General features: G+C 34.6%; 21 protein-coding genes. 16 read left to right on the top strand and 5 right to left on the bottom strand.

The genetic code is table 11. The features are described 5' to 3' along the window. Positions 1-117 precede the first annotated feature (117 nt). Positions 118-723 carry an NAD(P)H-dependent oxidoreductase gene (locus tag ACM55H_RS04690; protein ID WP_416835396.1) on the top strand — a complete coding sequence of 202 codons (606 nt, stop codon included), beginning with the start codon at positions 118-120 and terminating at the stop codon, positions 721-723. A gap of 119 nt (positions 724-842) precedes the next feature. Here ACM55H_RS04690 and ACM55H_RS04695 read toward each other — a convergent pair whose 3' ends face one another. Then, complete coding sequence (locus ACM55H_RS04695; protein ID WP_416835397.1) at positions 843-1,148, bottom strand: hypothetical protein; 306 nt, start codon at positions 1,146-1,148, stop codon at positions 843-845. A 288-nt stretch (positions 1,149-1,436) separates the two neighbouring features. Next, entirely contained in the window at positions 1,437-2,987 is a 1,551-nt protein-coding gene (locus ACM55H_RS04700) for an SDR family NAD(P)-dependent oxidoreductase (RefSeq protein ID WP_416835398.1), read from the bottom strand. 185 nt (positions 2,988-3,172) lie between these two features. On the opposite strand from ACM55H_RS04700, the gene ACM55H_RS04705 reads away from it, so the two are divergent. Both ACM55H_RS04705 and ACM55H_RS04710 read left to right on the top strand, forming a co-directional pair. Beyond that, complete coding sequence (locus ACM55H_RS04705) at positions 3,173-3,973, top strand: O-methyltransferase (protein ID WP_416835399.1); 801 nt, start codon at positions 3,173-3,175, stop codon at positions 3,971-3,973. Positions 3,974-4,006: 33 nt separating this feature from the next. Continuing rightward, positions 4,007-4,636 (top strand): carbonic anhydrase, encoded by a 630-nt coding sequence (locus tag ACM55H_RS04710; RefSeq protein ID WP_416835400.1) that lies wholly within the window; start codon positions 4,007-4,009, stop codon positions 4,634-4,636. A gap of 148 nt (positions 4,637-4,784) precedes the next feature. Here the strand turns inward: ACM55H_RS04710 and ACM55H_RS04715 are convergent, their stop codons facing one another. Continuing rightward, a complete protein-coding gene (locus ACM55H_RS04715; RefSeq protein WP_416835401.1) occupies positions 4,785-5,459 on the bottom strand; it encodes a hypothetical protein in 675 nt (224 codons plus the stop codon). Between the two features lie 372 nt (positions 5,460-5,831). On the opposite strand from ACM55H_RS04715, the gene ACM55H_RS04720 reads away from it, so the two are divergent. The 9 genes from ACM55H_RS04720 to ACM55H_RS04760 all read left to right on the top strand — a co-directional run bounded on the left by ACM55H_RS04720 (position 5,832) and on the right by ACM55H_RS04760 (position 14,773). Beyond that, positions 5,832-6,518 carry an ABC transporter ATP-binding protein gene (locus ACM55H_RS04720; protein ID WP_039110941.1) on the top strand — a complete coding sequence of 229 codons (687 nt, stop codon included), beginning with the start codon at positions 5,832-5,834 and terminating at the stop codon, positions 6,516-6,518. Positions 6,519-6,697: 179 nt separating this feature from the next. Then, positions 6,698-7,555, top strand: coding sequence for an ATP-grasp domain-containing protein (locus ACM55H_RS04725; RefSeq protein ID WP_416835402.1), 858 nt, complete (start codon positions 6,698-6,700; stop codon positions 7,553-7,555). Between the two features lie 31 nt (positions 7,556-7,586). Further along, positions 7,587-8,156 carry a cob(I)yrinic acid a,c-diamide adenosyltransferase gene (locus tag ACM55H_RS04730; protein WP_416835403.1) on the top strand — a complete coding sequence of 190 codons (570 nt, stop codon included), beginning with the start codon at positions 7,587-7,589 and terminating at the stop codon, positions 8,154-8,156. Between the two features lie 241 nt (positions 8,157-8,397). After that, complete coding sequence (locus ACM55H_RS04735; protein ID WP_007138072.1) at positions 8,398-8,619, top strand: DUF2795 domain-containing protein; 222 nt, start codon at positions 8,398-8,400, stop codon at positions 8,617-8,619. Between the two features lie 84 nt (positions 8,620-8,703). After that, positions 8,704-12,045, top strand: coding sequence for a preprotein translocase subunit SecA (gene secA, locus ACM55H_RS04740; protein ID WP_416835404.1), 3,342 nt, complete (start codon positions 8,704-8,706; stop codon positions 12,043-12,045). 523 nt (positions 12,046-12,568) lie between these two features. Next, positions 12,569-13,480, top strand: a complete 912-nt coding sequence (locus ACM55H_RS04745; protein WP_416835405.1) for a GIY-YIG nuclease family protein — start codon at positions 12,569-12,571, stop codon at positions 13,478-13,480. A 33-nt stretch (positions 13,481-13,513) separates the two neighbouring features. Beyond that, positions 13,514-13,876 carry a hypothetical protein gene (locus ACM55H_RS04750; protein WP_416835406.1) on the top strand — a complete coding sequence of 121 codons (363 nt, stop codon included), beginning with the start codon at positions 13,514-13,516 and terminating at the stop codon, positions 13,874-13,876. A 373-nt stretch (positions 13,877-14,249) separates the two neighbouring features. Continuing rightward, the gene (locus tag ACM55H_RS04755) at positions 14,250-14,468 is read left to right on the top strand and encodes a hypothetical protein (protein WP_416835407.1); all 219 of its coding nucleotides are present in this window, start codon (positions 14,250-14,252) and stop codon (positions 14,466-14,468) included. Beyond that, entirely contained in the window at positions 14,468-14,773 is a 306-nt protein-coding gene (locus ACM55H_RS04760) for a type II toxin-antitoxin system RelE/ParE family toxin (RefSeq protein WP_416835408.1), read from the top strand. Before ACM55H_RS04755 ends, ACM55H_RS04760 begins: the two co-directional genes overlap by 1 nt. 70 nt (positions 14,774-14,843) lie before the next feature. Here the strand turns inward: ACM55H_RS04760 and ACM55H_RS04765 are convergent, their stop codons facing one another. Continuing rightward, complete coding sequence (locus tag ACM55H_RS04765; protein WP_416835409.1) at positions 14,844-15,506, bottom strand: TrmH family RNA methyltransferase; 663 nt, start codon at positions 15,504-15,506, stop codon at positions 14,844-14,846. Positions 15,507-15,571: 65 nt separating this feature from the next. Here ACM55H_RS04765 and ACM55H_RS04770 point away from each other — a divergent pair, with 65 nt between their 5' ends. The 4 genes from ACM55H_RS04770 to ACM55H_RS04785 all read left to right on the top strand — a co-directional run bounded on the left by ACM55H_RS04770 (position 15,572) and on the right by ACM55H_RS04785 (position 21,108). Continuing rightward, a complete protein-coding gene (locus tag ACM55H_RS04770; RefSeq protein ID WP_416835410.1) occupies positions 15,572-16,264 on the top strand; it encodes an SIR2 family NAD-dependent protein deacylase in 693 nt (230 codons plus the stop codon). A gap of 66 nt (positions 16,265-16,330) precedes the next feature. Beyond that, positions 16,331-17,677 (top strand): adenylosuccinate lyase, encoded by a 1,347-nt coding sequence (purB, locus tag ACM55H_RS04775; RefSeq protein ID WP_416835411.1) that lies wholly within the window; start codon positions 16,331-16,333, stop codon positions 17,675-17,677. 30 nt (positions 17,678-17,707) lie between these two features. Next, positions 17,708-18,481, top strand: a complete 774-nt coding sequence (locus ACM55H_RS04780; protein ID WP_416835412.1) for a polysaccharide deacetylase family protein — start codon at positions 17,708-17,710, stop codon at positions 18,479-18,481. Positions 18,482-18,867: 386 nt separating this feature from the next. Next, the gene (locus ACM55H_RS04785) at positions 18,868-21,108 is read left to right on the top strand and encodes a cation:proton antiporter domain-containing protein (protein ID WP_416835413.1); all 2,241 of its coding nucleotides are present in this window, start codon (positions 18,868-18,870) and stop codon (positions 21,106-21,108) included. 134 nt (positions 21,109-21,242) lie between these two features. Here the strand turns inward: ACM55H_RS04785 and guaB are convergent, their stop codons facing one another. Continuing rightward, positions 21,243-22,715, bottom strand: a complete 1,473-nt coding sequence (gene guaB, locus ACM55H_RS04790; RefSeq protein WP_416835414.1) for an IMP dehydrogenase — start codon at positions 22,713-22,715, stop codon at positions 21,243-21,245. Positions 22,716-22,797 lie beyond the last annotated feature (82 nt).

A 22,797-nucleotide genomic window follows, 5' to 3' on the forward strand; every position in this document is an offset into this window, starting at 1 on the left:
TTTTTTTTAGTAGTATGTACACTTTGGCGATAATGCTAACCCTTAATTTTGTCGTACTAAATAGTAATTTCAGAAACGTTACGATTTAGAACTGAAAACTTTATTAATTATTAAAAAATGGAAACAACAAAAAAAGTATTACTGATTGATACTCATTTAACTTATCCAAATTGGACAGAAGGAAAGCTTAACAATTCATTTATTCAAACTGCAAAAGATTTTTTCACTTCTCAATCTTATGTCATTTTAGAAACAAAAGTTGAAAAGGGCTACAATCCTGATGAAGAAGTAGAAAAACATTTGGAAGCCGACATTGTAATTTTGCAAACTCCCGTAAACTGGTTTGGCGCACCGTGGATATACAAGAAGTATGTTGACGAAGTGTTCAATAGCGGACTGCATAGCCAAAAATTTCTTTCCGGAGACGGAAGATCCAGAGAAGACGAGTCTAAACAATACGGATCAGGCGGAAAGATGCAAGGAAAAAAATTTATGATTTGTGCCACTTGGAATGCTCCAGCAGAAGCTTTTGACAATCCTTCCCAGTTACTGATGCAAGGCAAAGGCACTGCCGATCTTTTCCTTACTATTTCCAGCAATTACCGTTTTTGCGGTTATGATATTCTACCGGATTATAACTGTTTTGATATTTTCAAGAGTGCTCAAATTGAACAAGACTTAAACAATTATCCGGCACATTTGACAAAATTTTTAAATTTATAAAATACAAAATAAAGACAGAAATCCTTTCCGTACCTGCAACGGCACAAAACAAAAAACCACAACAAAATCTAATTCTGTTGTGGTTTTTCATGTATAAACTTAAAGCCTTTGCAAATGATTTATGCCATAAACAAGGTCTTCTTGTGGTAGTTGTATAAAATCGAATTGTAAAGGGTTACTTTAGGCGCAACTTTTTCTGAAGATGCATCAAACTTGATACCGTTGTGTTTACGGAACAAGTAAATTTCTTTTAAACAATTAGACAAACTCTTATGAATAAATGTTCTAAAAGTTGGCAATTGCTTGTCCCCTACCAATAAATCAATTTGGTAATTCGAACTTGTTTTCGATATATTATTTCCGATTATTTTTATAGTAAATTTTGTCGGAATTCCGTTCTGTTCTCCTTTATACTCTATTACCATAGTATTTTAAATTAAAATGTGATTAAATTAATGTTTCAATTTTTATATTGTTGAATTCTGTATTAAAGATAATAAAAAAAAGAAAACCGCATAATAACAGCTCTTAAATTATTAATTTACAACAAAACTAATTAATAAAATGTTTTCTAACCTCATTTAAAACTCTAAAAATTTCATAAATTATTTAGGCAGTAATGATTTACAATCTGAGTCAGTAATGCAAGCCAACAAAAAACCACAACAGAATTAGATTCTGTTGTGGTTTTTAATTTTATAAATGAATCGTTCCTACCAAGGAATAGGATTGTAATCTTTCAAAAACTTCCCACACCAATGCTTTCCTGTATTGATACCGTCAAATAACGGATCCATAACTCGCGCCGCACCATCCACAATGTCTAATGGCGGTTGAAAATCTTCTTCTTCCTGTTTTCTTTTGGCTAATTCGGCTGGATCTTCGTCGGTTACCCAACCCGTATCTACGGCATTCATAAAAATTCCGTCTTTTGCTAAAGTTCCTGAGGAAGTGTGCGTCAGCATATTCAAAGCAGCTTTGGCCATATTAGTATGCGGATGACGGTCTTCTTTAAAAAAGCGATGAAACTTTCCTTCCATAGCCGAAACATTAATGATATGCTTTTGTCCCGTGTTATCTTTCTTCATTACTTCCGAAAGGCGGTTACACAATACAAATGGCGCTACTGAATTCACCAACTGCACTTCAATCATTTCCGTCGTTTCTATTTGTCCCAATCGCAAACGCCAGCTATTAGTCTTTCTTAAATCTACTTGCTGCAAATCGGCATCAAGTTCCCCTTCCGGGAAAACTTCATTCGCCACGAGCGCATTATCAAACGAATACGGAATCTGGGATAATTTGGCGGAAGCCCGCAACCCAATACCCGGTTCTGGTCCATGCCAAGTCACCGGCATATTTTGATTCGAAGAAACTCCTGATGTCAATACTTTTAATTCATCCAAACAATTGGTATGATCCAGTAATAGTTCTTGTGCTTGTTGGGGTAAAGAAGCGATAGGAAGTTCCTCGTTTTCCATTAAATGGGCATAGAATCCGGCGGGACGTCTCACGGTTTGTGCTGCATTATTAATCAAGATATCCAAACGCTCGTACTTTTGCTCTATGAAATTGCAAAAAATCTCCACACTGGGAATGTGTCGTAAATCCAATCCGTGAATTTTCAAACGATGTCCCCAATCCATGAAATCATCTTCCTTAGAAAAACGCAAAGCGGAATCCACCGGAAAACGAGTCGTAGCAATAACAGTTGCGCCTCCGCGTAAGAGCATCAACGTAATGTGATAGCCTATTTTTAGACGAGAGCCAGTAATAACAGCAACTTGTCCTTTTACATCTGCGGTTTGAAATCGTTTGGCATAATTAAAATCGCCACAATCGGTACACATTGTATCGTAAAAGTGGTGCATTTTAGTAAACTCGGTTTTACAAACGTAACAATTTCTGGGAGTTTCCAGTTCTAATTGTTCTTTGAGAGCGAGATGGTTCATGGCCAATAATTTTGGTGCCACAAAAACACTCGCTTCGCGGGCATGCCGAATTCCGGTTTCCTTACGGGCGGTTCTGTCCCGTTTTTCCATTTTCCTTTTGACGGCCAGCTTTCCATCCTTTTTTCTACGGGAAAGTTCATCACGATCCGGTCTGGAAAACATTCCTGCAGCTTTGATTAAAGCCGTTCGTTGTTCTTTTGGAATATCAAATATTTGGTCTGTATCCGTATTCAATTGTGCCAAAATAGCGATGCATCGGTCAATTTCTTCCGAGCTTATGGCAGTCTTATTTTCTATTGCTGATATTATCATCTTAAAAAACGTGTATTATTCTTGGTATAAATTCCAAGGCGGCAAATATAGCCATTTTAAAGTCGTAAAGTTTCAAAGTCATAAAGTCGAAAGTCCCAGCGTAAAGATTATGTCATTGCAACTTTCAGACTTTTGACTTTCGACTATTATCTTACTATCTTCGCACCTACTTTGCAACTATCTTTATGTTATTCCAAATAAAATCGTACTTACAATTCCTTTGGCACTCAAAAAATGAGCATGCGGTACATTCTCCTTTTGTATTTACTTTATTGACCAAATGCTTTTATGATAAAAAGTCAAAACCGGAATATACTGTTCTAAGAAATTACAGAAAATCACTTTTAGAAAACAACAATACCATTGAAGTAACTGATTTTGGCGCAGGTTCAAAAGTTTTCAGGTCCAATACAAGAGTAATTTCCAAGATTGCTAAAACAGCGGGGATTTCTCCAAAACGTGCCGAATTATTATTTAGAATCACGAATTATTTGCAGCCTGACCCGAACGATAGCGAACAGGCAAAGCAATCTATTTTAGAAATTGGCACTTCATTAGGATTAGCGACTTCCGCGTTTTCATTAGGTAATTTAAAAGCAAAAATCACAACACTGGAAGGGTGTCCTAACACAATGGCAATTGCAAAAAGTCAATTCAGACAATTTGGTTTAAACAATATAAATTCAGAAGTAACCGAATTCAACGCTTATTTGAGTAAACTGAACACTGAACACTTTTCCTTAATCTACTTCGACGGCAATCACTCCAAGAAAGCAACGCTACAATATTTTGAATTATTACTTCCAACAATTACCAACGAAACCGTTTGGATTTTCGATGACATTCATTGGTCCCCAGAAATGGAAGAAGCGTGGGAAATCATAAAAAAACATCCAAAAGTGACTGTAACTATTGATACGTTTCAATGGGGATTGGTGTTTTTTAGAAGAGAACAGCCCAAAGAACATTTTGTAATTCGGATTTAGATTTTGTACATTTAAAATTCAAAATAACATCTCATGGACGTAAAACAAATTTTTAAGAATAATCACAGCTGGATTGCCAAACAACTTCAATCTGACGAAAATTACTTTGAAAAACTAGCAGAAGGACAGTCTCCTGAATTTCTTTACGTAGGTTGTTCTGACAGCCGTGTTTCTGCTGAAGAGCTTATGGGCTTGCAACCAGGACAGGTTTTTGTACATCGAAATATTGCCAATATGGTTCCCAATACTGACCTGAACTCCATGTCAGTTATTAATTATGCCGTAGTGCATCTAAAAGTAAATCATATTGTCGTTTGTGGGCATTATGGTTGTGGCGGTGTACTTGCAGCCATGCAACAATCTGATTTGGGCATCTTAAACCCTTGGCTAAGAAACATTCGTGATGTGTACCGAATTCACAGGAAAGAGCTAAACTCCATAACAAATGAGGGAGAAAGATATAAAAGACTCGTAGAATTAAATGTGCAGGAACAATGCATCAATATCATCAAAACTGCTGAAGTTCAAAAAGCGAACAGCGAACGCAATTTAAAAGTTTATGGATGGATTTTTGACATCCATACCGGTACACTAATTGACCTGAAAATAGACTTTGATGAAATATTGAAGGATATTAAAGCAATTTACAAAATAGTAACCTAATGACTGTTCGTATAAAAAACTTTTAAAACAGTAAAGCAAAAGATTCTAATTCAAGCTATCGTTTTTGAAATCAATATTGGAAAAATCAAACATAAAAAAAATGACAGCCATTGCTGACTGTCATTTCTAACTTTGAATTAGTAATTCCTTATTCTTTAGCTCTTTTCATTTCTCCTGATTTTGCTCCCATTCTATTCAATGTATACATTGGTGCAAATTTCAATTTTAAACCAGCAATTTTTCTGTTGTCTTCAGATGAAAGTCCTTCTTTTTCAACAGTATTTTTTCTACTATCCAATGCTTCGTACATTAATTTAACTTCATCCCAGTCTTCACGAGAATATTTATCTTTATTGTCTTCAACAGCATGCACAAATTGTTGGTAAACTCTATGAATATTAGCTGCATTTACCCAGTCAAAATTCATGTCATCCCCTATTTTTCCTTCACCAAACAAAGCATTTCTTAGTTGTTGTTTTGGATTTGCAACCGCTGTAACTTTTTGTTCCGCTGTATTTTCAGATTCAACTTTAGCTTTCAAAGCTTCATATTTAGCATTTGCTGCATCAAGGCGTTCTTGCATTTTCGCATTATCTTTCATATTTGTCAAAGCCGCCTGTGCTTCTCCATTTCTTATTTGATAGGTCGCTTCAATACCTTGCCAATTTTCTTTAGCATCTTTAGCAGCTACATTACCTAATGAATCTACATACATTACATAAGTGTCAACTGTTTTCTCTGCTTGCTCTGCTTTTTCATCTTTACAAGAGGTAAATCCTAAAGCGATTACCGCTAATCCTAACAACAATTTTGTATTTTTCATAATTACTTGATTTGATTAAATATTACATCAACAAATGTAATTAACACTATCGCATATTCAATAAAAAACCAAAAATTATGAAATAAATCAAATTAATTGTGATATAAAAAATAAAAAAATGTGAATTATATAAATTATTACTAAAATAGTGTAAAACATAAAAAAGCAATTCTGTGTATTAAAAACAGTATTTGAAGTAAAAAAACAATTATTACAATTATATAAATCACTTTGCTGTTTTAAATTGAGTCCAAAAATGTAACAATTTTAAAAAAACAACTACTTATTAATAATTAAAAAGTCTTTTGTACTTTTAAAATCTAATTTAATAGTTCCCTAAGCAATGCTCAAGGGTAAAAATCAAAAATACCAATGGCAAACCCGTTAATAAAAATAACCAATATCAAACGAGATTTTGTACTCGGAAACGAAATCGTTTATGTCCTAAAAGGCATTGATTTACAAATAAATAAAGGGGAATATGTTGCATTAATGGGACCATCAGGATCTGGAAAATCAACTTTAATGAATTTATTAGGTTGTTTGGACACACCAACTTCAGGGAGTTATATTCTGAACGGAAAAGATGTAAGCCAGATGAAAGATGATGAATTAGCCGAAATTCGCAATAAAGAAATTGGTTTTGTTTTCCAGACTTTTAACCTTTTACCAAGAACAACTGCACTAGATAATGTGGCTTTACCCATGATTTACGCAGGATTTTCTAAATCCGAGAGAAATGCCCGAGCTACTGAAGTATTGGAGCAGGTAAATCTTGCCGATAGAATGGACCACCAACCCAACCAACTTTCAGGTGGACAACGCCAGCGTGTTGCAATTGCCCGTGCTTTGGTCAACAAACCGTCCATTATCCTTGCCGATGAGCCTACAGGAAATTTAGACAGTAAAACATCCGTGGAGATTATGAAGCTTTTTGGCGACATTCACGCCAATGGGAATACTGTGATTTTAGTAACTCACGAAGAGGAAATTGCGGCTTACGCTCATAGAATTATCCGTTTAAGAGATGGACTTATTGAAAGTGATACTACTAAATAGTTTTTTATAAGCTATTTACTTCGTCAGTTCGCTTCGCTCATGTCCGGCTATCCGCTTGTTTCTCTTTCATATGATTCTTCCTTCGTTTGAATCACATAAAAGAGGATAGCACTTTTATATGGGCTAGGGAATCCCACTAACAATGCCATCTAAAATTCCAAATAACACCTCCAACCAAGATGAAAATTGCTTTACTGACCTGCGAAAAACTTCCCGATTTAACTCCTGAAGATCAAAAATTAATTCCTGTATTAGCCAAACATAATATAGAAGCCAAAGCGGTAATTTGGAGTGATAAAACCATCAATTGGACTGATTTCGACTATTTAATTTTTCGCAATACCTGGGATTATTTCGAAAAAGAAACCGAATTTACGATTTGGCTCGACCAAATAGAAAAATTAGGAATTAAAACACTTAACCCTATTGAAGTAATCAAGCAAAATATACATAAGTTTTATTTGCGTGAAATGGAAAAGCAGGGAATCACAATTCTGCCCACAGTTTTCATAGATAAAACAGATAATCTCAATCTTGCAGAACGCATTCCCTCGCATTGGAAAAAAGCAGTTATAAAACCTGCCTTTTCTGCAGGCTCGTATCTCACCGAGGTTTTTGAACTGTCGGATATTCCAAAAATAAACGAACAATACAAAACTATCGCTTCACAGAAAGAATTGCTTTTACAGGAATTCATGCCGCAAATTCAAACTTTGGGTGAAACTTCCTTTATCTTTTTCAATAAAAAATTCTCCCATTGTGTGAACAAGAAACCCATTGATGGGGATTTTAGAGTACAATCCCAATTTGGAGGAAAATACAATTTGATTCAACCAAGTCAGGAACTCATTGAAAAAGCGCTAAAAATTGTCCATACTTTTCAAGATGATTTATTGTATGCCCGAGTGGACGGAATAATAATTGACAATGATTTGTACTTAATGGAAATTGAGTGCATCGAACCCGATTTGTATTTCAATCTCAGTGACCGTTCACTGGAACGATTTGTAACGGCAATAGTGGAATTAATACCCTAAATTTGTTCTTTTAAAATCAAATAAACGGTAGATGAAAGTATATACAAAGACTGGAGATAAAGGAACAACAGCACTTTTTGGTGGAACCAGAGTCCCAAAAGACCATGCACGAATAGAAAGTTATGGCACCGTTGACGAATTGAATTCTCATATCGGTTTGATTCGGGATCAGGAAATGAATAGCCATTACAAAGAAATCCTTATAGAAATTCAAGATCGCTTATTCACAGTTGGCGCCTTATTGGCTACGCCTCCAGAAAAAGAGGTGATGAAAAACGGGGAATTACGTTTAAAAAAACTAGGGATTATTGAGTCCGATATTGAATTATTGGAGAATGAAATTGATGCTATGGAAGAAGCATTGCCGCCAATGACCCATTTTGTACTTCCTGGTGGGCATACAACTGTGTCATATTGTCATATAGCACGTTGCGTTTGTCGCAGAGCAGAGCGTTTAGCAGTCCATTTAAGCCACAATGAACCCGTTGCCGAAATCGCAATTAAGTACCTGAACCGACTTTCTGACTATCTTTTTGTGTTGGCACGAAAGTTGTCTCATGATTTGAACGCTGCGGAAGTTCAATGGATTCCAAGGAAATAGGATTTAAGATTAACGATTTTTAATTTCAGATTTACTGAAAAGTTAAATCTATATTTAATTCAAATGATTATAAGCGATTTAAAACCGTGAAAAAGCATTTTTTAAAATCAAAAATCGTTATTCTGAAATCAAAAATCAGCAATCAACAAAGACGTTCTTAACTTTAACTAAAAATAAATGATTTTTTACTTGTCTTTTTCAGTAAAAAATTTATTTTTGCACAAAACTAAATCGACAACAGATGTATTGGACATTAGAATTAGCATCCTATTTAAGTGATGCCCCGTGGCCTGCTAACAAAGACGAACTTATTGACTACGCTATTAGAGCAGGAGCTCCATTAGAAGTAGTAGAAAACCTTCAATCTATTGAGGATGAAGGCGAGATATATGAATCAATGGAAGAAATTTGGCCAGATTATCCTACAGACGAAGATTATCTTTGGAATGAGGATGAATATTAAAAAGTAAACCAAGAAAAAGTCTCAAAAGAGGCTTTTTTTTTGTTTAAATTTACACAATTACACAAATAGAAATAAAAACATATTATGAGTTTTATAAACAGTATCATTAAAGTCTTTGTTGGAGATAAATCTCAAAAAGATGTCAAGGCATTACAGCCTTATCTTAACAAAATTAAAACTTTTGAAAATCCTCTAATGGCATTATCTAATGATGAACTTAGAGCGCGTACCGCTTTTTTCAAAGATAAAATAAAACAAGCCCGTTCTGAAAAAGATGCTAAAATTGACGCATTGAAACAGGAAGTGGAAAGCATTGAAGACATTGATAAAAGAGAGGATATTTATATCGCTATCGATGCGCTGGAAAAAGAAGCTTACGATATTTCGGAAAAAACGTTGTTGGAAATTCTTCCTGAAGCATTTGCCGTAGTAAAAGAAACAGCAAGACGATTTAAAGACAATACTCAAATCGTTGTAACTGCAACTGCAAAAGACCGTGAATTTTCTGCAACTAAAAGCTACATCACTTTAGACGGTGATAATGCAATTTGGGCTAATTCGTGGAGTGCAGCCGGTAAAGAAATTACTTGGGACATGATTCACTATGACGTACAGTTAATTGGCGGAATGGTTTTGCATGAAGGAAAAGTAGCTGAAATGCAAACGGGTGAAGGAAAAACATTGGTAGCAACCTTACCGTTGTATTTAAATGCTTTGACCGGGAACGGGGTACATTTAGTAACGGTAAATGATTATTTGGCAAAACGTGATAGTACATGGAAAGCACCTTTATTTGAATTTCATGGTTTAACTGTTGAATGTATTGACAATTACCAACCAAGTTCTGAAGGAAGAAAAAAAGCATATAATGCTGACATCACTTACGGAACAAATAATGAATTTGGTTTTGACTACCTAAGAGATAACATGGCGCATACGCCAGATGAATTAGTTCAGAGAAAACACAATTACGCCATTGTTGATGAGGTCGATTCTGTTTTGATTGATGATGCAAGAACACCATTGATTATTTCAGGACCAGTTCCACAAGGTGATCGTCATGAATTCATGGAAATGAAACCAAAGATTGAAAACTTAGTTAGTTTACAACGTCAGTTGGCTAACGGATTTTTATCTGAAGCTAAAAAATTAATCAAAGAAGGAAATACTAAAGAAGGCGGATTCTTATTGTTAAGAGCGTACAGAAGTTTACCTAAAAATAAAGCTTTAATTAAATTTTTGAGTGAGGAAGGAATCAAACAATTGCTTCAAAAAACCGAAAACCAATACATGCAGGACAACAATCGCGAAATGCATAAGATTGATGAAGCGTTGTATTTTGTAATCGAAGAAAAAAACAACCAAGTTGAATTGACTGATAACGGAATTAAATTCCTTTCAGGAGATACTGATGCTGACTTTTTCGTACTTCCGGATATTGGAACTGAAATTGCAGCTATCGAAAAGAAAAAACTGGATAAAGACGCAGAAGCGGAAGAAAAAGAAAGATTATTCCAAGATTTCGGAATTAAAAGTGAGCGTATTCACACATTGACCCAGCTTTTAAAAGCATACTCTTTATTCGAAAAAGATGTAGAATATGTAATCATGGACAACAAAATCATGATTGTTGATGAGCAAACAGGTCGTATCATGGATGGTCGTCGTTATTCTGATGGATTGCACCAAGCAATTGAAGCCAAAGAAAACGTAAAAATTGAAGCTGCTACACAAACATTTGCAACAGTAACTTTACAAAACTATTTCAGAATGTACAGCAAACTAGGCGGTATGACTGGAACAGCAGTAACTGAAGCGGGTGAGTTATGGCAAATATACAAACTGGATGTGGTAGAAATTCCTACTAACAGAGGAATGGCAAGAAAAGACAAAGAGGATTTTATTTATAAAACTACTCGTGAGAAATTCAATGCTGTAATTGAGGATGTAACCCAATTATCAAATGCAGGAAGACCGGTATTAATTGGAACAACTTCGGTAGAGATTTCAGAATTATTAAGCCGAATGCTTAAAATGAGAGGTGTTGCGCATAATGTATTGAATGCAAAAATGCACAAACAAGAAGCTCAAATCGTTGAAGAAGCAGGAAAATCCGGTGTGGTAACAATTGCTACTAACATGGCTGGTCGTGGTACCGATATCAAATTATCTGCTGAAGTAAAAGCGGCTGGTGGATTAGCGATTGTAGGAACGGAACGTCATGATTCACGTCGTGTTGACCGTCAGTTACGTGGTCGTGCAGGTCGTCAAGGTGACCCTGGAAGTTCTCAGTTCTATGTTTCTCTTGAAGATAACCTAATGCGTTTATTTGGTTCTGAAAGAGTGGCTAAAGTGATGGACAGAATGGGATTGCAGGAAGGTGAAGTGATTCAGCATTCTATGATGACCAAATCTATCGAACGTGCTCAGAAAAAAGTAGAAGAGAACAACTTTGGTGTTCGTAAGCGTTTATTGGAATACGATGACGTTATGAATGCACAACGTGAAGTAGTTTACAAACGTCGTCGTCATGCTTTGTTTGGAGAGCGTTTGAAATTAGATATTGCCAACATGCTTTACGATACTTGCGAATTGATTGTTGACGAAAATAAAGCAACAAATAACTTCAAGAACTTTGAATTCGAATTAATTCGTTATTTCTCTATCACTTCTCCGGTTACAGAAAGTGAGTTTGTGAAATTAACTGAAATGGAATTAACCGGTAAAGTATATAAAGCGACACTAGAATTTTATACGGAGAAAACAGAAAGAAGTGCCAGAGAAGCTTTCCCTATCATAAAAGATGTTTACGAAGATAAAAACAACCAGTTTGAGCGTATTGTAGTTCCATTCACTGATGGAATCAAAACCTTAAATGTGGTTACCGATTTGAAAAAAGCATACGAAACTCAAGGGGCACAATTAGTTGCTGATTTCGAGAAAAACATTACTTTGTCTATTGTTGATGAGGCTTGGAAAAAACACTTGCGTAAAATGGACGAGTTGAAACAATCTGTTCAATTAGCCGTTCACGAACAAAAAGATCCATTGCTTATTTACAAACTGGAAGCGTTCAATTTATTTAGAGGAATGCTTGACAATGTAAACAAAGAAGTAATTTCGTTCTTGTTCAAAGGTGATTTACCGGCTCAAGAGAATCAACAAATTCAGGAAGCAAAAGTAGTTCGTCAGAAAGAAGATTATAAATTGAGTAAAGACGAAATTCCAAACAGTGAAAATATAAATCGTGAGGCTGGAGAGACCCAACAACGACAAGTAACGGAAACGATCGTGAGAGATATGCCAAAAATCAATCGCAATGACACCGTTACAATTCAAAACGTGGCTAACGGACAAACACAAGAAATGAAATTCAAAAAAGCCGAAAGCTTAATCGCTTCAGGTCAATGGGTTATTGTTAACTAATAACCGTTTCGATTTCTTATTTAAAATTAAATTCCTCAATTACGAAAGTAGTTGGGGAATTTTTTTATCCTGAATTTATTTCAGGATCTTTTTCAGGAGCAATTCCCGCCCTACGCTGCAAGCTATTTGGTTTCAAACCCTTTTTCTAGCCGCTGGCAGGAGCTTCTCCCGAAGTGTCGGGATTCGCTCTGCCACCACCAGAAAAAAGTAGTTTTCAACCGGCATAGGCTTTCCACTACTTTCAGGGCTAGGGATTTGCGATAAGTAACTCCGTTTACGGTTTCCCGTAATAATGAGTCACTTAAAGAATATATCTTTAGCAATAAATTAATTACTAATTCTAATTTATAAGATTTTTCAGTGATTTATTTATATATTTGAAAATAAATAAAGCCTGACGTTTATCAGACCTATATACCCAATTTTGGGGCCATAAGTCTGATATCGTCAGACCTATATACTAGTTATGCGTCATGCTAGTATATCTCTGCAAATTCGACACCTAAATCACATTGCAATATAAATGGAGGAAGCAAAAAAATTTATCCAAGAATTAGACAACAACCGAAAAGAAGTTCTTTCGCATTTTGATGAATGGCGTGAATTACATCCTGATTTCAAAAGAATTTCTGAAATAATGGAAAACTTCAAAACCAATGATTTGTTAGTAGAGTATCAAAAAAACTCTTTACCAACATTTATCGGAGACAAAGCAATTGAAATTTATAAAAAGTGTTTATCATTTAAGGTAAAACTTAAAATGTATAAGATAGACAAACTGGGCTATTCATATACTCCTATGCCCTATTGCATAAATTCAGAAAAAGTGAAACTTTTTGTAGATGAATACCAAACTTGGGGTAGAAAATCATATGAAATATGGCATGACGTTTATTATTTAAAAGAAGATTTTTTTAATAACAGAGGCTACAAATTTAAATGGGAGTTCAGCGTTAAATATGATATGTTGAAATATGATTTACAAAAAATTGAAAAAATATATAATGAAACAATTGAATTCCTTAAATCAGGTATCGAATTAATCAATAAATATGATGAAATAATAACATTAGAATATGAAACCAATTCATTTGAAATGTCATTTTCCGAGCGAGAAAAAGAAATCAAACAACTACAAGAAAACTATTTAGGTTCTGATGAAGAATATTGTTATGTATATACTTTAGAATGTGATTTTTTTGTTTTTTATGTAGGTATTGCATTTAATCCATCAGAAAGATTTGAGCAACACATCAGAGGCGCTTTTTATGACGAATCACATTTGTTTAAATCTAAATTCATTCAAAAGTACCATGAGCAAGTCAAGCAAAAAATTGTTTATGAAGGAACCAGAAGAGATTGTAAAAAATTTGAGAGAGAATATATTTCTAAACATAATCCACTTGGGAATATGACTGAAGGTGGAGAAGGTTAAAAGCATTAAAGCATAACGAAACTTAAGTAAAATATGAAACTAGTAATATTACGAAAAGAAAATTGGGTAGCTGATTATGTCATTACAATGTTTTCTATTATCAATGATTCTATATCAAAAAAGAAATTGGATGAAAGTAATATGACTTTTGTAGATAAAGACGAAAGTGAAATATATTACTTCGAGGAAGATTTAAATGCTTTTAAATTTAAAATCATGATTGATTTTTTTCAAAAATCGCAATCATACGAATGGATATTGTCAGAAGAAGAATCAAAATTATTTCTGAAATGTTCACATGCAGCATATTATTTTGAAACAGAAAAATATAAAGGGAAAGAAGAAAGTCCGCGCAAAAAGTTTTTAGAAAATCATGAAAAAAATTTTAAATATTAATATAAGCACGAACGCATAACAGCCGTTTCACACAATTGCGAATTTTGTGGTAAGTTCACATTTGCGTTTCTCCACTCTGGTGCTCGTTTGCAACGAGTACCCATTTTAATTTGGAGCACCATCGCAGCGTTTGTAACGCAGTTTCTTAAACTAAAAACTACATACTTCCGCAAACTTGTCACTTACTTTGTCGAAATACTGGATGTGATTGCTTCGTTCCTCGCAATGACTCAGCTAACGGTAAAAAAAACAAATTTGAGTAAACTATACTTTATCAAAATAGGTACTACGATTCCTCCTTCGTTGGAAAGACAATGCATTGGGAATATCTGTGACTATTTTTTTGTAACTTTGAATTTAAGAAATAAATATTATGGATATTCAAACTTCTAAAATAGAATTGGTAAAAATGATTCTCAACATTGAGAATGATAAATTCATCGAAAAAATCACAGAATTCATACAAAAAGAAAAAGTTGACTTTTGGGATGAATTGAGTGTGCCCGAACAAGAAGAAATTGAAAAAGGGATAAAAGAGTTAAATAAAGGAAAAAGAGTTGAGTTCAATGACTTTTTGAAAAAAATCTCTTAGTGAAAGTATTTTTATCCGAATTAGCTGAAAATAAACTTTTAAAATTGAATGATTTTCTTTTAGAGAATTGGAATTTGAAAGTTCGAAATGATTTTATTAAAAAGCTAACTTCTAAAATTGAACAAATTTCAAATCAACCTGAAAGTTGTCCAGAATCATACTTATTCAAAGGGCTTTTTAAATGTGTTGTAACAAAACAAACTACTTTTTACTATAGAATAAACTTTGACAAAAAAGAGATTGAGATTATCACCGTTTTTGACACAAGACAAAATCCAGACCAATTAGAAAAGGACATAAGATAAGTTTGAAAAGCATGCTCCTATTCGTATTTATAACATTTTTTTTAATTTGGAATCCATCCATAAATCCAATCTACTTCGGGTTCTCTTCAAAATACCGTTCTTCTATTCGTTTAATGTCTTTTATGGAATTTTTGGCCCACGCCAATCTTTTTACTAAAATTTCCTCTTCGGATAAATGCCAATCGATGTTTGAATTGCGCAACCGGTTCGTCAGGTTTTGAATGATGATCGCTGCCGAAACCGAGATATTCAAACTCTCCGTAAAACCTACCATGGGAATTTTCAGAAAACCATCAGCACGTTTCAAAATTTCTTCAGACAATCCGTCTCTCTCTGTTCCAAAAAACAAAGCGCTTGGTTTCGAAATATCAAAATCGTCCATCAAACAATCAGTTGAATGAGGCGTAGTGGCAATAATTTGGTAACCTTTACTTTTCAATGTATCCACACAGTTCGTAATACTGTCGAAGGTATTGATGTCAACCCATTTTTGAGCTCCCATCGCAATTTCCTTATCGATACTTTTTCCGTACCGTTGCTCAATCACATTCAATTCCTGAATTCCAAAAACCTCGCAACTGCGCATTACCGCACTCGTATTGTGCATCTGGAAAATATCTTCTACGACAATGGTAAAATGATTGGTTCTGTTTTCCAATACTTTCAGAAATTTTTCTTTTCGGTTATCGGTCAGGATATTTTCGAGAAAATTAAGGTAATCGATATCAATCATTGTAGGTTATTTTTTTGGCAAAAATACTAAAAAAGAGTAGTTTTATCTCTTAATGCATTTTACAAATGAAAAAGAAATTAGTGGTTTTGACAGGAGCAGGAATAAGTGCCGAAAGCGGCATAAAAACTTTTCGCGATAGTGATGGACTTTGGGAAGGCCATAACGTTATGGACGTTGCAACACCGGAAGGATGGCATAAAAATCCTGCCTTAGTGCTTGATTTTTATAATCAAAGACGAAAACAACTCAAGGAAGTGCAACCCAATTTGGGTCATCAAATTTTGGCAGAATTAGAAAATGAATTTGATGTTTTCATTATTACCCAAAACGTAGATGATTTACATGAACGTGCCGGAAGTTCGAATGTCTTGCATCTTCATGGAGAATTATTGAAAGTGAGAAGCTCTAAAAATCCAAATTATATTCTGGATTGGCAAGATGATTTGAATTTTGGCGATTTCGATAACGATCAAAATCAATTACGTCCTCATATTGTTTGGTTTGGCGAGGAAGTTCCTGCACTTGACGAAGCTATTGCAATAACACAAACTGCGGATTATTTTGCTGTCATCGGCACTTCGTTGCAAGTGTATCCTGCTGCAGGGTTAATCGATTTTATACCTCAAGAAACACCCATTTTTTATATTGATCCAAAACCCATAAAAATCCCAAATCTCCGAAATCCATTAGATGTGATTCCTGAAATGGCTTCTCAAGGAATGAAAACATTAAAAAAGAAGCTAATCGGACTTATTTAAAACCATTCGTTTTCTATTTTGTCACGAAAAGTTTATATTTGCGCCTTTCGAACAAACAACAAAACAATGACTACTTTAAACGAATTGAATGCTATTTCTCCTATTGATGGAAGATATAGAAGTAAAACCCTTTCTTTAGCTCCATTTTTCTCTGAAGAAGCTTTAATCAAATACCGCGTATTGGTTGAAATTGAATATTTTATTGCTTTGTGCGAAGTGCCGCTGCCACAACTAAAAAATGTAAACCCGAATTTATTCGAAAGTTTACGTAACATTTATAAAAATTTCTCTACTGAAGATGCACTTTGGATCAAAGAAACGGAGAAAGTAACCAACCACGATGTAAAAGCGGTGGAATACTTTATCAAAGATGCTTTTGAAAAATTAGGCTTATCTGAATATAAAGAGTTTATCCACTTTGGATTGACTTCTCAGGATATTAATAACACGGCAATTCCACTTTCTACAAAAGAAGCTTTCGAGAAAGTATACATGCCTTCCCTAATCACTTTAACTTCAAAATTGAAAGATTTAAGCGTTGAATGGAAGGACATTCCAATGCTTGCACGCACACATGGACAGCCCGCTTCACCAACTCGTTTGGGTAAAGAAATTGGTGTTTTTGTAGAGCGTTTAGAAGAGCAAATGCGTTTGTTGTTTAATGTTCCTTTTGCAGCTAAATTTGGCGGAGCAACCGGAAATTACAACGCACATCACGTAGCATATCCACAAATTGACTGGAGAAAATTTGGTGGAAAATTTGTTGAAGAAAATCTTGGCTTACACCACTCCTTCCCTACTACACAAATTGAACATTACGATCATTTCGCGGCATTTTTTGATGCATTGAAAAGAATAAATACTATTATCATTGATTTAGACCGAGATATTTGGACGTACGTTTCGATGGAATATTTCAAACAAAAAATCAAAGCGGGAGAAATAGGTTCTTCGGCGATGCCACATAAAGTAAACCCAATTGATTTTGAAAATTCAGAAGGAAATTTAGGAATAGCCAATGCAATTTTTGAACATTTATCAGCTAAATTACCATTGTCAAGATTACAACGTGATTTAACAGACAGTACGGTTTTGAGAAATATTGGTGTACCAATGGGACATACGATAATCGCTTTTGAAGCTACATTGAAAGGATTAAACAAATTGTTATTGAACGAATCTAAATTCCACGAAGATTTAGAGAAAAACTGGGCAGTTGTTGCCGAAGCGATTCAAACTATTTTACGTCGCGAAGCCTATCCTAATCCTTATGAAGCATTAAAAGGGTTAACCAGAACCAATGAAGCGATTGATAAAAACGCGATTCATGGTTTCATTGCAACCTTAGACGTTTCGGAGGCAATTAAAGCCGAATTAATGCAAATCACTCCAAGTAATTTCTTGGGGATTTAAACACAAAACACATACTAAGTACAAAGTAATATGATCAAAAAGCACTTCCAATTCATATTACTTTGTACTTTTTTTTTATTTTCTTGTGAGAATAAAAACACTTCTCAAAAAAGCAATCTTAAAGAGATTAACCCTGGAGTTGTAATCTCATTTGACGACACAAGTATCAATGAATGGTTCCAAGCAGATAAAATACTGCATCAATATTCTTGGAAAGCTACTTTTTGTGTTTCTAAAATAAATACGCTACGTCATTCTGAAATAAAGGAACTCAAGCAATTGCAAAAGGAAGGACATGAAATTGCAGGGCATGGTTTCCATCATTTTGATGCTCCTAAATTTGTGGCCAAAAATGGAATTGACGCCTACATTAATCAGGAGATAAATCCGATGCTTGCTTTAATGCATTTTTATTCCTTTAAAGTGACTTCATTCGCCTATCCATTTGGATTTAGAAATGCGAAAATTGATGCAGCCCTTTTAAAAAAATTTAAAATTATTAGAGGAACAACCTACGGTGCAGAAGATCCTTTTTTTCAAAATTGCTATTTCAATAACTCAAAATTAGTTTTCGGAATAGGTATTGATACGGATCATCCCAATTTCAGCATTCCTTATCTTATAAAACTATTAGATTATGCTAAACGAAAGCACAAAATTCTAATATTGTTTGGTCACAAACCTGTACAAAAAATAACAGCTAATTATCAGACCAAAATGGAAACATTAAAACTGATTTGCAATTATGTCAAACAACATAACATGACCTTTTATACTTTATCTGAATTGAATGATTTAAAATAAAATATTTACATAACAACAGCAAAAAGTATTAATTTTATAAAAGTACAAATGATTCTGGCCAAATAGCCCAGACTGGAGTGAAAAACCTGGAGAAAATAAAGCTATTTTTTCTTGTACTTACAGAGCGACCACAGGAAGCTCCTGAAAGTGCAATAGAAAAAAAGATTTATGAGCGAAAGCTTGAAACGTAAGGCTGGAATAGCTCCTAAAAATCCAAAAAGTATATTTATTTATTAAAAAAAGTAGCGGAAAACCAATTGGATTTTAACTTTTACAGGATAATAATTTTTATAAATTTATCTTAAAACTCATACTAAACAGGAGTATTTTTTAAAATTTTATCTATATTACAAGAATAGAAAACCATACAAATAAAGTACCCGCCTATGACTCCAACAGAGACTGTATCACAAGCTGCACACCATTTAGAACCATTGATTAGCGATTTAGGATTAATCCTCATGACAGCGGGAGTAGCCGTTTTGTTATTTAAAAAAATCAAGCAACCGCTCGTTTTGGGATATTTGATTGCTGGATTTTTGGCAGGAAATCATTTTAATTTTTTTCCATCGGTAACAGATATTAAAAGTGTGGAGGTTTGGGCAGAAATTGGCGTAATCTTTTTATTATTCAGTTTGGGTCTGGAATTCAGTTTTAAAAAATTGATGAAAGTAGGCGGAACAGCTTCTATTACCGCGATTACTCAAATTTTCACGATGGTATTAGTTGGTTTTCTCGTTGGCCAATGGATGGATTGGTCGAAAATGGATAGCATCTTTTTAGGTGTTATTCTTTCGATTTCATCAACGACAATTATTCTCAAAACATTTGACGAATTAGGCGTAAAAGCACAAAAATTTGCCGGAATAGTAATCGGATCGCTTATTGTACAGGATATTATTGCCATTTTGATGATGGTTTTACTTTCTACTGTTGCTGTGAGTCAGCAATTTTCGGGTAGTGAATTGTTTTTATCTGTTTTAAAATTGGTGTTTTTCTTAACGATTTGGTTTGTTGGAGGTATCTTTTTTATTCCAACATTACTCAAACGAGCAAAACATTTATTATCCGATGAAATGTTGCTTATTATTTCGCTTGCATTATGTTTAATGATGGTAATTCTGGCAGCAGATGTTGGTTTTTCACCGGCTCTTGGCGCCTTTATTATGGGTTCTATTATTGCCGAAACAACTCAAGCCGAACATATTGAGCATTTAGTGAAGCCCGTTAAGGATTTATTTGGTGCAATTTTCTTTGTATCAGTTGGGATGTTAATCAATCCACAAACCTTATATGCACATGCAATTCCTGTAATGATTTTGACTGTCGTTACTATTTTTGGTCAGTCGATAAGTTCAACAATTGGAGCATTACTTTCCGGGCAGCCATTAAAACAATCGGTGCAAACAGGAATGAGTTTGTCACAAATTGGTGAATTTTCTTTTATTATAGCCACATTGGGAATGACACTGAATGTAACCAGTTCTTTCCTGTATCCTATAGTGGTGGCAGTTTCAGCGGTGACAACATTTACCACTCCGTTTATGATAAAAATGTCTACTCCTTTTTCAGAATTTCTAGCAAAAAAATTACCTCGAAGATGGATAAAAAGAATTGAGCGTTATAGTGCGAATGCTCAAGCCATTAAATCAGTAAGTAATTGGCAAATTGTAATCAATGCTTATATCGTACAAGTCGTTGTTTATTCCGTAATTATATTTGCGGCAATTTTACTTTCATCCAAATATCTTTTACCGTTGGTTACTGATTTTAAATTTGGTAATGCTATAGGCGCATTAATTACTTTGGGAGTGCTTTCTCCTTTTTTATGGGCGCTTTCATTACGTCGTGTTGCTGTAAACGAAGTGGCCATTTTGCTGGAAGAACGAAAATATCGTGGACCAATCCTAATGATGTTTCTTTTTAGATTGCTGCTCACCATATTTTTTATTGGATTTTTATTAAATATTTTCTTCTCTCCGATTATTGCTTTCATCACACTAATTGCAGCTTTAGTTGTTTATTTTGTTTTCCAAAAAAGATTAAATGCACAATACCATAAAATTGAAAATCATTTCTTAAAAAACCTAAATGCCCGAGAAATTACAAAAGCCAAAAGAAGCCGAAGCGATTTATCTCCTTGGGATGGACACATGACTTTTTTCGATATTGCGACAGAGTCAAATATTGCAGGAAAAACATTGGAAGAATTAAAAATTCGGGAACAAATAGGAATAAATATTGCTTTTATCAAGCGAGGCGATATTATGATCAATATTCCCAATAAAAGCGAACGGTTATTTCCTGGCGATGAAATATGTGTAATAGGTACAGATTCTCAGGTAAAGGAATTTAAATCGTATTTAGACCAACATGAAATTGATGTTCCTGATACGCTTACCGAAACTGAAATTGTATTGCGACAAATAGAACTGAAGAACGAAGCATTTATTGGAAAAAGCATCCGTCAATCGCAATTACGAGAGAAAACTAGTGGACTGATCGTAGGAATAGAAAAAAAAGGAAATCGAATTCTCAATCCGGAATCCAATATTATTCTTGAAAAAAATGATATTCTTTGGATTGTGGGTGACAAAAAATTATTAGCCGATTTGGTTCATAATTAAAAATCCTCACCCCAACAACTCTCTTCAAAGATGAGGAAAACAAAATCATCAATTAACTTCCTTCATAATTAGACATAAAAAAAGTGCAAGATTCATTTCTTGCACTTTTTTGCTTTTATCTTTTTTAGACTATTTTATCTCGAATAATTCGGAGCTTCTTTAGTAATCGTCACATTATGTGGATGGCTTTCGTTGATTCCACTTGCAGTAATACGAACAAAACGACCCGTTTCTTGCAAAGTTGGAATATCTTTTGATCCGCAATATCCCATTCCTGCACGAAGACCACCAATGAATTGTTGCATGCTTTCATTCAATTCTCCTTTGTAAGGCACACGACCTACAATTCCTTCCGGAACCAGTTTCTTAACATCATCTTCCACATCTTGAAAATAACGATCTTTAGATCCTTCCTGCATCGCCTCAACAGAACCCATTCCGCGGTATGATTTGAATTTTCTTCCTTCGAAAATAATGGTTTCTCCAGGAGACTCCATTGTTCCGGCTAATAATGAACCCAACATCACACAATCCGCACCCGCAGCAATAGCTTTAGGGATATCACCTGTATAACGAATTCCACCATCAGCAATTACTGGAACTCCAGTACCTTTAATCGCTGCAGCCACTTCAAGTACCGCAGAAAACTGAGGAAATCCAACACCCGCAACAATACGGGTAGTACAGATAGAACCTGGCCCAATCCCTACTTTCACACCATCTGCTCCATTTTCAACAAGATATTTGGCTGCTTCAGGAGTGGCAATATTACCAACAATAACGTCTAAGTCAGGAAATTTAGCTTTAACTAATTTTAGCACATCTACAACTCCTTTTGTATGTCCGTGAGCGGTATCGATTATAACTGCATCTACTCCCGCATTAACCAAAGCAGTAGCTCTTTCAACAGCATCTGCAGTAACACCTAATGCAGCCGCTACACGTAAACGTCCGTATTTGTCTTTATTTGCATTTGGTTTTTGGGTCAATTTGGTAATATCTCTAAACGTAATTAAACCAACTAATTTATAATCAGTATTTACTACTGGAAGTTTTTCGATTTTATACCCTTGCAAAACTACTTCGGCTTGTTCAAGAGAAGTACCTTCGGCAACTGTTACCAAGTTTTCACTTGTCATTATCTCAATGATAGGTCTGGCATTATTTTTTTCGAAACGTAAATCTCTATTCGTAACAATACCTTTTAGTATTTTATTTTCATCGACAATTGGAATACCTCCAATTCCGAATTCTTTCATCGCATTTTTAGCATCGGCTACAGTCGAAGTCAATGGCAAAGTCACCGGGTCAATAATCATCCCGGACTCAGCTCTTTTTACTTTACGAACTTTTGCAGCTTGTTGCTCAATAGTCATATTTTTATGTAAAACTCCAATTCCTCCTTCTTGCGCCATAGCAATTGCCATTGCACTTTCAGTAACAGTATCCATAGCAGCAGATACAATAGGAACGTTAAGTGTTATGTTTCTTGAAAATTTTGATTGAATACTCACTTCGCGTGGAAGAACATTTGAGTAGTTGGGAACTAATAGTACATCATCGTAAGTTAATCCTTCACCGATAATCTTAGAATTGTGTGCGATCATTGCAATTTGTAGTTGTAGTTAAATTGCGTGCAAATATACACAATCTTAAGCGAAAAAACGACAGTTTTTTATATTAAATGAT

The sequence above is a fragment of the Flavobacterium cryoconiti genome, assembly GCF_048158645.1.
In the GTDB taxonomy this organism is placed as follows: Bacteria; Bacteroidota; Bacteroidia; order Flavobacteriales; family Flavobacteriaceae; genus Flavobacterium; species Flavobacterium cryoconiti.

What these genes read in the sequence shown, in the direction of transcription:
- ACM55H_RS04715 (WP_416835401.1), bottom strand. Translation starts at nt 5,459, where the DNA reads ATGAAAAATACAAAATTGTTGTTAGGATTAGCGGTAATCGCTTTAGGA.
- ACM55H_RS04750 (WP_416835406.1), top strand. Translation starts at nt 13,514, where the DNA reads ATGAAACTAGTAATATTACGAAAAGAAAATTGGGTAGCTGATTATGTC.
- ACM55H_RS04755 (WP_416835407.1), top strand. Translation starts at nt 14,250, where the DNA reads ATGGATATTCAAACTTCTAAAATAGAATTGGTAAAAATGATTCTCAAC.
- purB (WP_416835411.1), top strand. Translation starts at nt 16,331, where the DNA reads ATGACTACTTTAAACGAATTGAATGCTATTTCTCCTATTGATGGAAGA.
- ACM55H_RS04730 (WP_416835403.1), top strand. Translation starts at nt 7,587, where the DNA reads ATGAAAGTATATACAAAGACTGGAGATAAAGGAACAACAGCACTTTTT.
- ACM55H_RS04720 (WP_039110941.1), top strand. Translation starts at nt 5,832, where the DNA reads ATGGCAAACCCGTTAATAAAAATAACCAATATCAAACGAGATTTTGTA.
- ACM55H_RS04725 (WP_416835402.1), top strand. Translation starts at nt 6,698, where the DNA reads ATGAAAATTGCTTTACTGACCTGCGAAAAACTTCCCGATTTAACTCCT.
- ACM55H_RS04785 (WP_416835413.1), top strand. Translation starts at nt 18,868, where the DNA reads ATGACTCCAACAGAGACTGTATCACAAGCTGCACACCATTTAGAACCA.
- ACM55H_RS04700 (WP_416835398.1), bottom strand. Translation starts at nt 2,987, where the DNA reads ATGATAATATCAGCAATAGAAAATAAGACTGCCATAAGCTCGGAAGAA.
- ACM55H_RS04695 (WP_416835397.1), bottom strand. Translation starts at nt 1,148, where the DNA reads ATGGTAATAGAGTATAAAGGAGAACAGAACGGAATTCCGACAAAATTT.
- guaB (WP_416835414.1), bottom strand. Translation starts at nt 22,715, where the DNA reads ATGATCGCACACAATTCTAAGATTATCGGTGAAGGATTAACTTACGAT.
- ACM55H_RS04690 (WP_416835396.1), top strand. Translation starts at nt 118, where the DNA reads ATGGAAACAACAAAAAAAGTATTACTGATTGATACTCATTTAACTTAT.
- ACM55H_RS04735 (WP_007138072.1), top strand. Translation starts at nt 8,398, where the DNA reads ATGTATTGGACATTAGAATTAGCATCCTATTTAAGTGATGCCCCGTGG.
- ACM55H_RS04705 (WP_416835399.1), top strand. Translation starts at nt 3,173, where the DNA reads ATGTTATTCCAAATAAAATCGTACTTACAATTCCTTTGGCACTCAAAA.
- ACM55H_RS04745 (WP_416835405.1), top strand. Translation starts at nt 12,569, where the DNA reads ATGGAGGAAGCAAAAAAATTTATCCAAGAATTAGACAACAACCGAAAA.
- ACM55H_RS04710 (WP_416835400.1), top strand. Translation starts at nt 4,007, where the DNA reads ATGGACGTAAAACAAATTTTTAAGAATAATCACAGCTGGATTGCCAAA.
- secA (WP_416835404.1), top strand. Translation starts at nt 8,704, where the DNA reads ATGAGTTTTATAAACAGTATCATTAAAGTCTTTGTTGGAGATAAATCT.
- ACM55H_RS04765 (WP_416835409.1), bottom strand. Translation starts at nt 15,506, where the DNA reads ATGATTGATATCGATTACCTTAATTTTCTCGAAAATATCCTGACCGAT.
- ACM55H_RS04780 (WP_416835412.1), top strand. Translation starts at nt 17,708, where the DNA reads ATGATCAAAAAGCACTTCCAATTCATATTACTTTGTACTTTTTTTTTA.
- ACM55H_RS04770 (WP_416835410.1), top strand. Translation starts at nt 15,572, where the DNA reads ATGAAAAAGAAATTAGTGGTTTTGACAGGAGCAGGAATAAGTGCCGAA.